Origin of the sequence: Parablautia sp. Marseille-Q6255, assembly GCF_951230155.1 — a bacterium.
Taxonomy (GTDB): Bacteria; Bacillota; Clostridia; order Lachnospirales; family Lachnospiraceae; genus Choladousia.
This window is the reverse complement of sequence record NZ_CATNVD010000012.1, coordinates 77,740-92,314: the sequence shown is the minus strand read 5'-3', so window position 1 is coordinate 92,314 and position 14,575 is coordinate 77,740. Positions and strand designations below refer to the sequence as shown.

The following is a 14,575-nucleotide window of genomic DNA, read 5'->3' as shown; positions in this document are numbered from 1 at the left end:
CAATATTTTCAGATAAAAAGCAACATAAACTTGAACCAAAACTATAAAATTAAAATAAAAACCCAAAAGAGAGGGCGCTAGGATAAAAGAAACGGACGGAGCATATATATGAACAAAGGAGGGGATAAAGGATGGAACAGATCAGAGGCAATATGGGAGCCGCGTGGACGGTTTTAAAAAGCCTCATACTGGCAGCGCTTGTCACAGTCGTGCTTTTGCTGCTTCTGGCATTTGGTATGCTGAAGCTTCAGCCGGAGGCAGGGATCATGCAGGTGGGGATCTTTGCGACGTACGTGCTTTCCTGCTTTGCAGGGGGGATGTACTGCGGCGGAAAGTCACAGAGACGGAAATTTGTATGGGGAATGATCAGCGGCATTTTGTATTTTCTTTTGCTGTTTGTGATCTCGCGCATGAGTGGTGTGGCCGGTGCATTTGATGCTGCAGGGGCCGTCGGTGCGCTGCTGATGTGTGCGGCAGGAGGAATGGCCGGCGGCATGCTCGCGCGCTGACAAAAGGAGTACGGACTGCAGGATACCGGCGGGATGTTCGTGAAAACGGCGTCTGTGTTTTTGCAGTCCGAAAATTTTTCTTTTCTTTTTTTATGTGATATGATATGATAATAAAAATCAGCAGCAATCAGAAACGCTGCTTTCGTTTCAGTCGGTTCAGACAGTTATCCCGGTAAATGATAATTCAGGATTTAGCAGACAGACAAAACAGGAAAGTTTTATGAGGTGAATATGAGAGAAAAATATGAATCATTGTCTTTGGCAGTGTTAAAGGAGCTGGCAAAAGCCAGGGGCATGCGGGGGATTTCCACGATGAAAAAGAGTGATCTCATCGGGGCGATGCTTGCGCAGGATGAGAAGGACAGGCAGAGTGAGACAGCAGAAGCCTCTGGTCAGGCAGCACCGGATCAAAGTGACACGGCGCACGAGAACGGGACTGCGCGGCGCAGGAGTCAGACCGCAAGGACTGAGACGGAAGCAGGGCATCAGAGCGGTCCTGTGCACAGAACCGAGACAGCAGCCAGAGAAAAAAATGAAAACAGCTACGGGCACAGTTCCCGCAGAGAAAACAATGAGAATGGCTACGGGAATGGATACCGCAGAGAAAATAATGAGAATAACTACGGGAACAGCCCCCGCAGAGAAAATAATGAGAACAGCTACGGGAACGGGTACCGCAGGGAGAATAATGAGAATGGTTACGGGAACAGCTCCCGCAGAGAGAACAATGAGAACAGCTACGGGAACGGGTACCGCAGGGAGAACAATGAAAATAGCTACGGGAACGGATACCGCAGAGAGAACAATGAGAGCAGCGAGGCGCGCACGGACAGGCCGCCGACAGAGCTGTCTCAGCTTGACAGCGGGATTGTGGCAAAGGGAATCCTGGAAGTTATGCCGGATGGTTTTGGCTTTATCCGCAGCGACAATTATATGCCAGGGGAGAATGATGTGTATGTTTCACCGTCCCAGATCCGCAGATTTAACCTGAAAACAGGGGATATTATCTCCGGAAATATGCGGATACGGGCACAGCAGGAGAAGTTCGGCGCTTTGCTGTATCTGAAGACTATTAACGGGAAGACGCCTGCGGAGGCCATGCGGAGGCACAACTTCGAAGATATGACGCCGATTTTTCCGAATGAGAGGCTTCGGATGGAGCGCGGTACAAGGGCGACTGCGATGCGTATTGTTGATCTGTTTTCACCGATCGGAAAAGGGCAGAGAGGAATGATCGTATCGCCTCCGAAGGCAGGAAAAACGACTCTTTTGAAAGATGTGGCGCATTCTATTCTGGAGAACGATCCGAAGATGCGGCTGCTGATCCTGCTGATCGATGAACGCCCGGAGGAAGTTACGGATATTAAGGAGGCAATCTGCGGAGAAAACGTAGAGGTCATCTATTCCACGTTTGATGAGCTTCCAGAGCATCACAAGCGTGTGTCGGAGATGGTGATCGAGCGCGCAAAGCGTCTTGTGGAGCAAAATGAGGATGTGACGATCCTGCTCGACAGCATCACGCGTCTGGCGCGTGCGTATAACATGACGGTACCGCCAAGCGGACGTACACTCTCCGGCGGTCTTGATCCGGCAGCTTTGCATATGCCGAAGCGTTTCTTTGGCGCAGCCAGAAATATGCGCGAGGGAGGCAGCCTTACGATCCTGGCAACTGCTCTGGTCGATACGGGAAGCAAAATGGATGATGTGGTCTATGAGGAGTTTAAGGGGACTGGAAATATGGAGCTTGTGCTCGACAGAAAGCTTTCAGAAAAGCGTGTGTTCCCTGCGATCGATTTCCCGAAATCGGGTACGCGGCGCGATGATCTTTTGCTTGACCGTGAGGAGCAGGAGGCAGTCTATATTATGCGGCGTGCATTAAACGGAATGAAGTCTGATGAGGCAGTCGAGAATATCCTGAATATGTTCGTCCACACAAGGGATAACCGGGAGCTTGTACAGAAGGTCAGAAGGCAAAAATTCATTTAAAACCAGTTGATTTTTGGCGAAAACTATGCTATCATTCTCATGTTGCTCGTTTGAGCGAAACTGCAGGGACTTGCAGGGATAGTCTGGGGTATCTTGCTGTGGTAACATTTGAGCAGCATTGACCAGAAACGCAGGCTGGCATTGTGCCAGATGCAGCAGTTCACAAAATAAGAAGAAGAGGTGAAAGAAATGAAAGCAGGAATCCATCCGGAGTATTATCAGGCGACAGTTACATGCAACTGCGGAAACACATTCGTAACAGGATCCACAAAGAAGGATATCCACGTGGAAATCTGTTCCAAATGCCATTCCTTCTATACAGGACAGCAGAAGGCGGCAGCAGCTCGCGGTCGTATTGAGCGATTCAATAAGAAGTATGGTATTGAGGCAAAATAAGAGTATGAGTAAAACAAGGGTTGAGGTTGAAAAATCTCAGCCCGTTTTCGTATATTGGATAAATGAAATATGAAATGAGGTGGGGATATGAAACCATCCGGTATTGGCGGTCAGGCTGTGATCGAAGGCGTTATGATGCGAAACGGTGAAAAGTATGCAGTTGCCGTGCGCACAGCGGACGGACAGATTGTGGTAGATTCGCAGACGATCAGCAGCAGCCGGTTTCAGAAAAGCAGGTTTATAAAGCTCCCGATCATCCGGGGCGTTGTTAATTTTTTTGATTCCATGGTACTTGGTATGAAGACGCTTATGTACTCGGCCTCTCTGTTCGCAGAGGAGACGCAGGAGGAGCGGGAAGAGCGGGAAGGAAAGGCGCGCAAAAAGGCGGCGGTAAAGGCAGACAGGCTCAGAAAGCATGGAAAAGAGGCACAGGCGCAGGCAGTTCTGCAGTCGTGTGAAGAAAAGCTTGAGAAGGAAGCGGCCTGCGGCGGCGCAGGGGCAGAAAAAGACAGTACAGATCTGATGATGACAGTGACAGTCATTGTATCTCTGATTTTTTCTATTGCTTTGTTTATGATGCTTCCTTACTTTTTATCGCGGTTTTTAAAACAGATCATTTCTTCTGAGACCGTGATACTTGTAGCGGAAGGTATCGTAAAGCTTGTGATCTTTACAGGATATCTGCTTTTGATCTCGCGGATGAAGGATATCCAGCGCACGTTTATGTATCATGGTGCGGAGCATAAGTGCATCAACTGTATCGAGCATGGCCTGGAGCTCAATGTGGAAAATGTCCGGGCAAGTTCCCGCGAGCATAAGCGCTGCGGAACGAGCTTTTTGTTTATTGTTATGTTTATCAGTATTGTATTTATTATGGTCGTCAGCATCCCGCTGTTTGCGGTCATCCATGTAAATACAGCATTCTGGCGGATTGTTTTAAGGCTTGCGCTTCTTCCGTTGATCGCAGGCGTATCGTATGAGTTTATCCGGCTGGCAGGCTCTTCCGACAGCAAGCTTGTCAATCTTTTGAGCCGACCGGGTATGGCGATGCAGCATCTGACGACCAAGGAGCCGGATGATTCCATGATCGAGGTAGCGATCGCATCGGTTGAGGCAGTCTTTGACTGGAAACGCTTTGAGAATGAACAGTTCGGAACGCACTATGAGCTGGAGGATGAGGCGGACGCTTCAGAGAAGGCGGCAGAGTATGAACCGGGTGCTCTGGATGGGGCAGATCCGACATGAGGCGGTGTGACATGCAGGGCAGTCCGGGGGAAGCGGTGAAAGAGCAGCAAAATACGCAGTCCGGGGAACCTGTGCTGCGGGAGCAAAGTCTGGGTGGTATCCTGAGGGAAGGAGAGGCATATCTGCGCAGCTGCGGGATTGCGGATGCGTCAGTAGACGCGTGGCTGCTGATGGAATATGTGACCGGGATCAGCCGTGCGATCTTTCTTGCGCAGCGAAGCAGCCGGATGTCAGAGGCAGACTGCGGCCGCTATCGCAGCCTGTTGCGCAAACGGGGCAGCCATATTCCTTTGCAGCATCTGACCGGCGAGCAGGAATTTATGGGATTTTCCTTTGCCGTCAATGAGCACGTACTGATCCCGCGGCAGGATACGGAGCTCCTTGCAGAAGAAGCGCTTCGTTATCTGCGTCCGGGCATGCGGGTGCTGGATCTTTGCACCGGGTCCGGGTGCATTGCGGTCAGCCTTGCGAAGCTGTGTCCGGGAATCCATGTGGATGCGGCAGATATTTCGCAGGAAGCGCTTGCCGTAGCACGGGAAAATGCTTCCCGTCTGGGAGCGGATGTCTGCTTTGTACAAAGCGATCTCTTTCGCGCATTATCCGGGACATACGATATGATTGTTTCAAATCCGCCGTATATCCGCACGGAGGTGATCGGGACGCTTTCGGAGGAGGTCCGGCTGCATGAGCCGCACCTGGCACTGGATGGAATGGAGGATGGACTGTATTTTTACAGGAGGATCATAGATCAGAGTCCGGTATATCTAAGATCTGGAGGCCGTCTTCTTTTTGAGATCGGATATGATCAGGGAAAACAGGTCCTTGACCTTTTTGAGACGGCAGGATACAGGGAAAACAGGGTGCTGCGTGATCTGGCAGGGCTGGACCGTGTAGTTTTAGGAAAAAGAGCAGGAGGAGATATATGTTCGATAAATTAGAAGATTTACTGATACGTTTTGAAGAGATACTGAATATGCTCAATGATCCGTCTGTTATCGCGGATCAGCAGCGGTTTCAGAAACTTTTAAAGGAGCAGGGCAGCCTGCAGCCGCTGGTCGATACGTACAGAGAATATAAAAAATGCCGGCAGACGATAGAGGACAGTCTGGCGATGCTGGAGGAAGAGTCGGATGAAGAAATGCGGGAGATGCTCAAAGAAGAGCTGTCTGACGCAAAGAAGGAAGTGGAGGAGCTGGAAAAACAGCTGAAGATCCTGCTGCTTCCCAAGGACCCGAATGATGACAAAAATGTTATCGTAGAAATCCGTGCCGGTGCAGGCGGAGATGAGGCGGCGCTGTTCGCAGCAGAGGTGTATCGGATGTATGTGCATTATGCAGAGAGCCAGCGCTGGAGAGTCGAGACGATGGATGTTGAGGAGATCGGTATCGGAGGAATGAAGTACGTAAGCTTTATGATCACCGGTCAGGGCGCGTACTCCAAGCTGAAGTATGAGTCCGGCGTACACCGCGTGCAGCGGGTGCCGGAGACAGAGTCCGGCGGCCGTATCCACACCTCGACGATCACGGTAGCGATCATGCCGGAGGCGGAGGAAGTAGACGTCAAGCTTGATCTGAATGACTGCAAGTTCGATGTGTTCCGCGCATCAGGAAATGGCGGACAGTGTGTCAATACGACGGACTCAGCCGTTCGTCTGACTCATATTCCGACAGGGATCGTGATCTCCTGTCAGGATGAGAAATCACAGCTGAAGAATAAGGACAAGGCGCTGAAAGTATTAAGGGCGAAGCTGTACGATCTCGAGATGCAGAAGGCACATGATGCAGAGGCGGAGGCGCGCAGGAGTCAGGTCGGTACCGGAGACCGTTCGGAAAAAATACGGACCTATAATTTTCCGCAGGGCCGTGTGACGGATCACCGCATCAATCTGACACTCTATAAGTTGGAAAAGATCATGAACGGAGATATCCAGGAGATCATCGACAGCTGCATCGCAGCCGACCAGGCGGCGAAGCTTGCAAAGATGAATGAATAGGTAACAGACACGAAATAAATGCTTATAATAGATTCTCTGACAAAGAGGGGGAAGGGCCTGCAGGATGGTCCTTCCCCCTCACTTTGTTATGCGGTCAAAGCACGTAGTTGCGAAATTTAGAAAATTAGATTATATTTAAAATATCGGGAGCAATGCAAAACAGGATATCTGGATGCTGCCATTGTAAAATTGATATGCAGAAAGAAGAGGGTGCTTTATAGGAAACACTTTGAGACAGGAGGATACAGAAAATGAGAAAAAGGAAATTTGAGCTTCCGAATATGTATGTGGAGCTGGCGGATGGGACATTGGACTGGTATATCGGACTGCATTTTGAAGAGGATATATGTGAATCATACGACGTAGAAAATCTGCTCCGGGAGGGCGGCGTATTTCGGGGGAATTGCCCGTATTTCATCCATTATCCAGATGGAACGGTCTATAAACCTCTGGAACAAAAGGAAAATGTATACTACGAAACTCCGGTGTGGGATCGGGATCGTTTTGGGATCCTGTCCGTTGATTTTGGACAGAAGCAGATCATCCTGTATACGTATGTTCCGGGCGGGAAACCGGAGATCCTGCACAGCCTTCCTCTTGACCAGGTAAAGGACTGCTATAATTTAAAGCTGGAAATGTCGCCGTGGACGCTGGGCAGGCAGACAGAGGGAGTATATGAGATGATCTGGCCTTTGAAGAAGGAGTTTCCGATCGGTGAAAATGAAAGTCTGATCTGCAGGGATGGAGATGTGCTGTATTTTTCGCGCTGGATCGAGGATCCCTGTTATCAGGAATACGTTGTCACAGTGGATATTGCCACGGGGAAAGAGCTGTGTGTGGAAAAGGGAAGCTTATATCTGATGCCGGACGGAAGCGTCTGGAACATATAAATATTCGAAGTGCTGGCCGGAAGGTGACAGCAGGAAAGGAACTGATATGAAGGAAAAATTAAAAATTGCTATTTTGGGGCTGGGCAGCCGCGGACTGGATGTTTATGCGGCCAATATACCGAAGTTTGCAGATAAAATGGAGCTTGTGGCGGTGGCGGATCTGCGCCGGGAGCGCGTGGAGGAGGCGCGCAGGCTGTACGGGATCGCCGGGGAGAATTGTTTTTCGAGCGCTGAAGAGATGCTGGAGGCAGAGCGCATGGCGGACGCGATGTTTATCTGCACGCAGGACCGCGACCATGTAAAGCATGCGCAGGCTGCGCTGGAAAAAGGATACCATTTGCTGCTTGAAAAGCCGGTTTCTGCTGACGCAGAAGAGTGCCGCGCGCTTCTGGAGACGGCCAGACGGTGCAAGCGCAGGGTCTGCGTCTGTCATGTGCTGCGCTACACGCCGTTTTATGGGAAAATAAAAGAAATGATCGAGCAGGGCGCGGTGGGGCGCGTATTGTCCCTGCAGGCGAGGGAGGATGTCGGATATTTTCATCAGGCACATTCATTTGTGCGCGGAAACTGGAGAAATTCTGACGAGACAAGTCCGATGATCCTGGCGAAATGCTGTCATGATATGGATCTGATCGTCTGGCTGACCGGCGCCTCCTGCAAAAGTCTGTCCTCCTTTGGCACGCTTTCGCATTTTACAAAGGAGCATGCGCCTCAGGGAGCGGCTGCGCGCTGCACGGAGGGGTGTGCGGCAAAAAAAGAATGCCCTTATGATGCGGAGAAGATTTATATTTCAGATCATAAAACTGGTGTGCGTTTCACAGATGGATGGCCGGTCAATACGGTAGTGGGACATCCGACAGAGGAAAGTGTCAGAGAGGCTCTGGAAAATGGGCCGTATGGCAGATGTGTCTATCACTGTGACAACAATGTTGTGGATCATCAGGTGGTCAATATGCAGCTTGAGCAGGATATCACAGTGACATTTTCCATGTGTGCGTTCAGCGCAAGGTGTGACCGGTACATAAAGGTGATGGGCACGCTCGGAGAGCTGGAGGGGTATCTGTCTGAAAATAAGATTGCGTATACGTCGTTCGGAGGGGAAAAGCAGATCATCGATCTGACAAAACAGACGGCGGACTTCGGCGGTCACGCAGGAGGAGATACAAGAATGCTGGGGCAGTTTGCGGATTATATCCTGACGGGGGCGCGCAGCAGCTCGATCACAGATCTGGAGATGTCGCTTGAGAGTCATTATATGGCTCTGGCTGCGGAGGAGTCTCGAAAAAACGGGGGAGTGGCAGTTCATCTCGTATAGCGCTGTAGCCTTGTCGTAAAGGAACTAAGCACTTTTGCTGCCTTGACAAACTCACATATTGCATTTACAATGAAAACAGATGAAGTCGCAGGATTTTGGGCAGTGAATAAGAAAACTGCTCAGGAAGTCGGGTGAGAATCCCGCACAGGAACGCTACTGTGTGCAGGGCTTTTATGTAGATGAGGATTAGATCAGCTACAGAACAGGCGCTGCGAGTCAGATCTATCCTGCGATGGATGCACAACTCTTCGGACTCAGGAGGTGCAGTGATCTGTTTTTTTGGTCATGCTGATAAGTTCGGCATGGCTTTTTTTGTGCTATAGAAAAGTTTTGTACAACAGGAAAGGAAAAGAAAAATGAGAAAACAGGGGAAGAAACAAGCAGGGCGCTTTCTCAGCTTTTTGATGGCGGGAATGCTTGTTTTTACAAGCGTTCCAACACCGGTGGGAGCTGAGAGGCTGACAGTCGAAGATTTTGTTTCAGCAGATGCAGGGCTGGATGTCTTAGACGGAACCGACGAAAACAGCGGAGAGTCTGACAGATTCGTGGAGCAGGACGCAGGAGTTCCTGAAGAAGAAACGGCGGCTGCGGATGTGGGAGCAGTGCAGCCGGAGAGTATCCCGGCAGAAACACAGGAGACGCATCTGGAGGACATTCCGGCAGATACAGAAGGTGCAGAGCTGGAAATGGTTCCAGGAGAGACAGAAGTGATTGAGCCTGAGACGGACGTGCCTGGTATGGATGTGATAGAGGGCGAGACAGAGACTCTGAGTACAGAAATACTGGAACTGGAGACAGATGATTTCATCGAGGCGATTGTGCCGGTAGAAGAGGAGACGGGGGAATCAGAATCTGAGCTTCTGAAAGAGAATCAGAATCCGGGAACGTATATGATCAGCTCTGCCGCGGAGATTCCGGAACATATTTATGCGGGACAGACGTATGAGCTGACAGCGGATATTACGTTGGATGCAGGACAGCAGATCGCATCGATCGCGGGTGTGCTGGATGGAAAGGGACATGTGATTACACTGGCAGATAAACCGCTGGCAAAGGATGTGACCGGTACAATCCAGAATCTTGGCGTCACAGGTGCAATCACGGTGACAAGCCAGGTCGGATCAATTTGTGAGAGCTTGACAGGGGGGACGTTACAGAACAGCTATTCCAGTGTTGATATGGCGATTAGTGGTTGGAGCGATCCGGGCGGACTGGCAGGTATTGCAAAGGCTGCCACTATACGAAATTCTTATTATGCAGGCACTGTCAGCGGCAATTATCCGATGCCGGGTGGACTTACTTCATATGCAGAAGCTGGCAGCACATTCGCAAATTGTTATTATACTCCGTCTGCAATTACGGCAATGGGATCAGAGGGTTCCGGATATACGAAAACGAATTGTGCTCAGAAGTCACTCGATGAGTTCAGATCTGGTGCAGTAACAGAACTTTTGAATGCAGAAATGACGCTGACAGGATATCATTTTGCATCTGCGCAAAGCGGACTTCCAACGCTGGCAGCAGGAAATCCTGAGGTGCCGGAAGGTACGGTGGACTGGACTGCGCTGGATGCTGCGATCAAAAAGGCAGAGGAGCTTTCACAGAAGGACTATACGGCACAGTCATGGGAACAGCTTGCAAATGCCGTAGCTGCAGGAAAAGAGCTGAAAAAAACGGGTACGGATGATCAGACGGAGGTGGAAGCTGCGGTCAGAGCAATCGAAGAAGCTCTGAGCGCGCTTAAGGAGAAGGATCCTTATAAGCCAGTGGCGATTCCGGAGAATGCAGTCAAGATTTCCTCGCAGGCAGATTTTACACAGATGATGTCTTCTGCGGGAAAGTATTATGTCCTGACACAGGATATTACGATTGACGTAAGCTATGATATGGGTTGGATGCCGTTTTACGGAGTCCTGGATGGACAGGGACACACAATTCGGTTTGATGGCGGCGGTCAGCTCTTTGCCAGAGTCGAAGCAGGGGCTGTGGTTCAGAATGTAAATTTTGCCGGAGAGGTCAGAAACTCCAGAACCGAAGAAAGCGCTCCGTTGGGAGCAAACCTGTACGGTTCGATCCTGAACTGCCGTTCTGATGTGACCGGCGAGTACGTATCCGGTTTTGTCCAGAAGCTTGCTTGTAATCAATATGAGGATGCCAGAGGAATTATCGCAAACAGTATCTTTGTAGGAGATACGGGGAAGGGCGCATTCTATGCGGCAGATGGAGGCGGCGAGCTTCACAATTCCTGGGCGGTCGGCATCAACAGTGAAGAAGAGATGACTTCTAAAGGGCTTGTATCGAAGCTGAATGAAGGCAAAGGAGAGTATGGAACACAGTGGGGGCAGGGTAGGGACGGATATCCATATTTTGGTCCGGATCAGGAATATGACGGCAGTGTAAGCTGGCCGGAGCTTCCGCAGGATGCGAACAAATACCCGATTGCATTTACCGCATATAACACTTCGGATAAAGTAGTATTAGAAGACAGGCAGCTCCAGATCTCACCGGATGTGTGCGGATCCAATCATGAGTCGGGTCAGTTTTCTCTCGAGGGATATACCATTCCAGAAGGCTCTCATATTGAGTGGGAGCTGACATATGCAAGACCGGAGGCATCGTTCGGACGAAATCTTGATACGGGTATGCTGTACATATATGGGACCGGAAAAGCAGTTATGGAAGCCAGACAGGTGAATGAGGATGGCAGCAGTGAGTTCCTTGCGGCAGCGGCAATCCTTGCCACAAAGCGGCAGATGACAGAGATACGACTGCTGATCGACGGACAGGATGTGACGAACGGAGCATTTACCGTGCAGGGTTCGCAGCAAAAGTCCATTCAGGTGCAGGCCCGCTATGCAGGCTCAGAAGTCTGGAATGAGGTTTCAAGGTTTGGTTTTGACTACGTGACAGATGAAGCCGGGAAAGAATATCTGAGCAATTATACGGATTCTTACAGCAGCTTTTATTTTAAGAAGCCGGGAACAGCGACTATTACCGTGGCGTCGAAGGATCAGCCGGAGCTGTCCGGAACTGTTACTGTTACGTCAGAATACGTACCGGTGGAGTCGGTAAAACCGGCGAATCCTCAGGCAGCCGAGCTTCATGCCAGAAATGCAAACAGTGACGGACAGGAGTCAGACGGCAGAGTAGCGTTCAATCGGATCCTGGGGAATGCGATCGTGACTCCGGTTCATGCATCTAATGCAGATAAGGTAGAAATCACATCAAGTGATGAAACGATCGCATACTTTGCAGGAGGTGAAAAGGCGTTTGTGCCGAAACAGGCAGGCACGGTGACATTTACGGCAAAGATTGAAGATACAGACCCGGCAACGGGAAAGACGAAGACAGTTACAGGCAGTACGGACACTGTTTTTACGTACCTGAATCCGGTAGAGTCGATAGCGCTTGCGGAAGAATACAAAGAGCAGACTGTGGCAGCCGGAGAGGAGACGGCAGAATTTGAGGTAGAGGTAACAGGAGCCCGCACGGACGAGGGCTATGAGGTGACGGAGCCTGCACTGAAATGGACGTACAGCAAGAATGGCATTGCGCAGGTTGTGCGCGTCGGGAGTGGTTACTGGAAAAAGGATCCGCAGGAAGTAAATGATCCGGATTACGGAGATTATCTGGCCGCAGCGGCCTATCAGATCAGAGGACTTTCTGAGGGAACGGTCGTAGCTACCGGAACGCCGATCGATAAGACAAACCCGGTAGAGCCGGTGCAGATTACGATAACAGTAACAAAGGGCAGTGAGGAAAATAAGAATCTGGATCAGATCGCAGCTGCAGGTGCAAATGGTGCGCTGGACTATATTGAACATGCGTACAGCCAGAGCGGGTATGCATATGGAAATGAGTGGATCATCTACGGTATGCTGCAGGCTGGTCGGGAGGTCGACGGAGGCGTTCTTGACGCATATTATCAGTCTGTAGCGGAAACGGCAGGATCATGGACGCAGAATCAGAAGCCGACAGACATCGCGCGTACAATACTTGCGCTTGCGCGGATGGGTAAGGATGTGACGAATGTAGGGGGCGTCGATCTGGCAGCGATGCTTTACAATCACCCATCCCTGAATGCAGGATCGAATGAGCTGACCTATGCGCTGCTGGCGCTTGACGCAGCGGATATTACGATCCCGTCCGAGGCAAAGTGGACGAGAGATGCGATGATCACAGCGCTTTTGACCTTCCGGAGCACGGACGGCGGCTTCGGGCTGTATGACAGCAGCTCTTCCGGTGTGGATACGACTGCGATGGCGCTGCAGGGACTGGCGAATTACAGAAATCGTCCGGCTGTGAAAACAGCGATTGACAAAGCGCTTGATTATCTGCGCGGACAGATGAGAGATGATTTTGGCTATGGTACTTCAGAAGCAACGGCTCAGGTACTGCTCGCACTTGTCGGGCTTGGGATCGATCCGACCTCACAGGAGTCGGGGTTCGGCTCTCCGAATTTCAATATGATCACAAATCTGATGCAGTATCAGAAGGGTGACGGAGGTTTTTCACATCTGGTAAGTATTGATAAATCTCAGGAGATGTCCACCGTGCAGGCGCTTCAGGCGCTGGATGCATACCGCAGCAGAAAAGAGGGGTCTTACTGGAACATCAGTACAGTCAAAGCGGCAGTGACCTTCTCGATGTACGGGGATGATGTCCATGAGAGTGATAAGGATGGACACGTACATACTTTACTTGAAGGTAATCTGCAGCAGTGGATTGCTGACACAGAGTATCGTGTAGCAGACGGCGGCACGGTCGCAGATGTGATCGACATGGCTCTTGCGGCAAATGGCATGACGTGCGAAAAGAAGTACGGCGGGGCGTATATTGCATCTGTAACGCGAAATGGAGTAAAACTTGCTGAATTTTCCAATGGCAGAAAGTCAGGATGGATGTATGCGTTAAATGGCGTACATCCAGAGACTGGCATAGCAGAGCAGACATTGAAGGACGGAGATAAGATCATTTTCCATTATACGGATGATTTTGAGCGGGAAAAGAACGGCACAGATCCGGAGCAGCCGGAGAAACCGCACACACATACGTGGGACGCAGGAAAGGTGACAAAGCCTGCGACCTGTACGGCAGACGGCGTAAAGACGTATACGTGTACTTCCTGCGGCAAGACAAAGACGGAGAACATAAAAGCGGCAGGACATCAGTTTGGCGCATGGAAAAAGACGTCTGATGCGACTGTATTTGCAGCAGAGAAGCAGACGCGCACCTGTTCCGTCTGCAAGGCGCAGGAGACGAGAGAGTCCGGCAGTAAATTAAAGCCGACAATGAAAGTAACGGCGAACAAGATCACGCTGAAAGTAAAGCAGTCTACGAAGGGCTTTAAGGTGACGGGGCTTGCAAATGGTGATTCTGTGAAGTCCTACAAGTCGAGCAATACGAAGATCTTCAGGGTATCGAAGAACGGAAAGATCACTGCCGGTAAGAAAACCGGAAAGGCGAAGCTGACGATCACACTGGAAAGCGGTCTGAAGAAAAAGGTGACGGTTAAGGTGCAGAAATCAGACGTTCGGACGACGAAGATCGAAGGTCTTGATAAGAAGCTGACACTTGCGAAGGGAAAGAAGACAACTCTGAGACCGCAGGTAAAGCCGTTCACTTCAAAAGAGAAGATCACATATGCATCTTCGAATAAGAAGATCGTGACGGTAAACTCCAGGGGCGTGGTGAAAGCGGTGAAGCCGGGAAAGGCGAAGATCACGGTGAAGTCAGGCAGTAAAAAGTTTGTCGTGACAGTAAAGGTAACAAAGAAATAAAAAGCAGTCTGCAGGAATTGACAGGCAGAGAAAGACGGGGGCTGCTGCAAAATAGATCAGTATTTTGCAACACCCCCTGTAGCATCAGCTAATTCGGGCGGATGTCTGAATTGTTAAAATTTTATAAAGATAAAATAGTATTTTTATTGACAATAATAAATAAGAGGACTATAATTTAGACAGATGAAATCGTATGGATTTTGGGGAGAGAAAAAACAATCTTCTCAGGAAGCAGGTGAGAATCCTGCACAGGAACGCTACTGTATTCAGTGTGGTCAGAGGTTTGCGGACTTCGGATGCGCTGTAAGTCAGGTCTATCCTGCGATGGATGCACGACCTTTCGGACTCAGGGGGAGTGTGGCGATCTGTTTGTAAGCTGTAATAAGTTATGTCGAGGAGTCCGGCATGGCTTTTTTTATTGCAGTAGATTGACAGATCCATCCTTCATCAAGCAAAAAGGA

Annotated in this window: 9 protein-coding genes; all 9 read left to right on the top strand. The window is 50.2% G+C overall.

Annotated features, from left to right (window positions below; all coding sequences use genetic code 11):
• Nucleotides 1-131 precede the first annotated feature (131 nt).
• The gene (locus tag QOX44_RS10670) at nt 132-509 is read left to right on the top strand and encodes a TIGR04086 family membrane protein (RefSeq protein ID WP_283683118.1); all 378 of its coding nucleotides are present in this window, start codon (nt 132-134) and stop codon (nt 507-509) included.
• A 231-nt stretch (nt 510-740) separates the two neighbouring features.
• Nucleotides 741-2,495, top strand: coding sequence for a transcription termination factor Rho (gene rho / locus QOX44_RS10665; protein ID WP_283683117.1), 1,755 nt, complete (start codon nt 741-743; stop codon nt 2,493-2,495).
• A 189-nt stretch (nt 2,496-2,684) separates the two neighbouring features.
• The gene (rpmE, locus tag QOX44_RS10660) at nt 2,685-2,891 is read left to right on the top strand and encodes a 50S ribosomal protein L31 (protein ID WP_283683116.1); all 207 of its coding nucleotides are present in this window, start codon (nt 2,685-2,687) and stop codon (nt 2,889-2,891) included.
• An 87-nt stretch (nt 2,892-2,978) separates the two neighbouring features.
• The gene (locus QOX44_RS10655; RefSeq protein WP_283683115.1) at nt 2,979-4,136 is read left to right on the top strand and encodes a DUF1385 domain-containing protein; all 1,158 of its coding nucleotides are present in this window, start codon (nt 2,979-2,981) and stop codon (nt 4,134-4,136) included.
• Entirely contained in the window at nt 4,133-5,074 is a 942-nt protein-coding gene (gene prmC / locus QOX44_RS10650) for a peptide chain release factor N(5)-glutamine methyltransferase (protein WP_283683114.1), read from the top strand. The genes QOX44_RS10655 and prmC overlap by 4 nt, the downstream gene beginning before the upstream one ends.
• The gene (prfA, locus tag QOX44_RS10645; RefSeq protein WP_283683113.1) at nt 5,059-6,129 is read left to right on the top strand and encodes a peptide chain release factor 1; all 1,071 of its coding nucleotides are present in this window, start codon (nt 5,059-5,061) and stop codon (nt 6,127-6,129) included. Before prmC ends, prfA begins: the two co-directional genes overlap by 16 nt.
• A 251-nt stretch (nt 6,130-6,380) precedes the next feature.
• On the top strand, nt 6,381-7,019 hold the full coding sequence (locus QOX44_RS10640; protein WP_283683112.1) for a hypothetical protein: 639 nt from the start codon (nt 6,381-6,383) through the stop codon (nt 7,017-7,019).
• Between the two features lie 46 nt (nt 7,020-7,065).
• Nucleotides 7,066-8,334: a Gfo/Idh/MocA family protein gene (locus QOX44_RS10635; RefSeq protein ID WP_283683111.1), complete on the top strand. Its 1,269-nt coding sequence runs from the start codon at nt 7,066-7,068 to the stop codon at nt 8,332-8,334.
• Nucleotides 8,335-8,690: 356 nt separating this feature from the next.
• A complete protein-coding gene (locus QOX44_RS10630; protein WP_283683110.1) occupies nt 8,691-14,114 on the top strand; it encodes a DUF4430 domain-containing protein in 5,424 nt (1,807 codons plus the stop codon).
• Nucleotides 14,115-14,575: the final 461 nt, after the last annotated feature.

Bases quoted from the DNA above. Each gene is read 5' to 3' on its own strand.
- rho (WP_283683117.1), top strand. From the start codon at position 741: ATGAGAGAAAAATATGAATCATTGTCTTTGGCAGTGTTAAAGGAGCTG.
- QOX44_RS10640 (WP_283683112.1), top strand. From the start codon at position 6,381: ATGAGAAAAAGGAAATTTGAGCTTCCGAATATGTATGTGGAGCTGGCG.
- prfA (WP_283683113.1), top strand. From the start codon at position 5,059: ATGTTCGATAAATTAGAAGATTTACTGATACGTTTTGAAGAGATACTG.
- prmC (WP_283683114.1), top strand. From the start codon at position 4,133: ATGAGGCGGTGTGACATGCAGGGCAGTCCGGGGGAAGCGGTGAAAGAG.
- QOX44_RS10630 (WP_283683110.1), top strand. From the start codon at position 8,691: ATGAGAAAACAGGGGAAGAAACAAGCAGGGCGCTTTCTCAGCTTTTTG.
- QOX44_RS10670 (WP_283683118.1), top strand. From the start codon at position 132: ATGGAACAGATCAGAGGCAATATGGGAGCCGCGTGGACGGTTTTAAAA.
- QOX44_RS10635 (WP_283683111.1), top strand. From the start codon at position 7,066: ATGAAGGAAAAATTAAAAATTGCTATTTTGGGGCTGGGCAGCCGCGGA.
- QOX44_RS10655 (WP_283683115.1), top strand. From the start codon at position 2,979: ATGAAACCATCCGGTATTGGCGGTCAGGCTGTGATCGAAGGCGTTATG.
- rpmE (WP_283683116.1), top strand. From the start codon at position 2,685: ATGAAAGCAGGAATCCATCCGGAGTATTATCAGGCGACAGTTACATGC.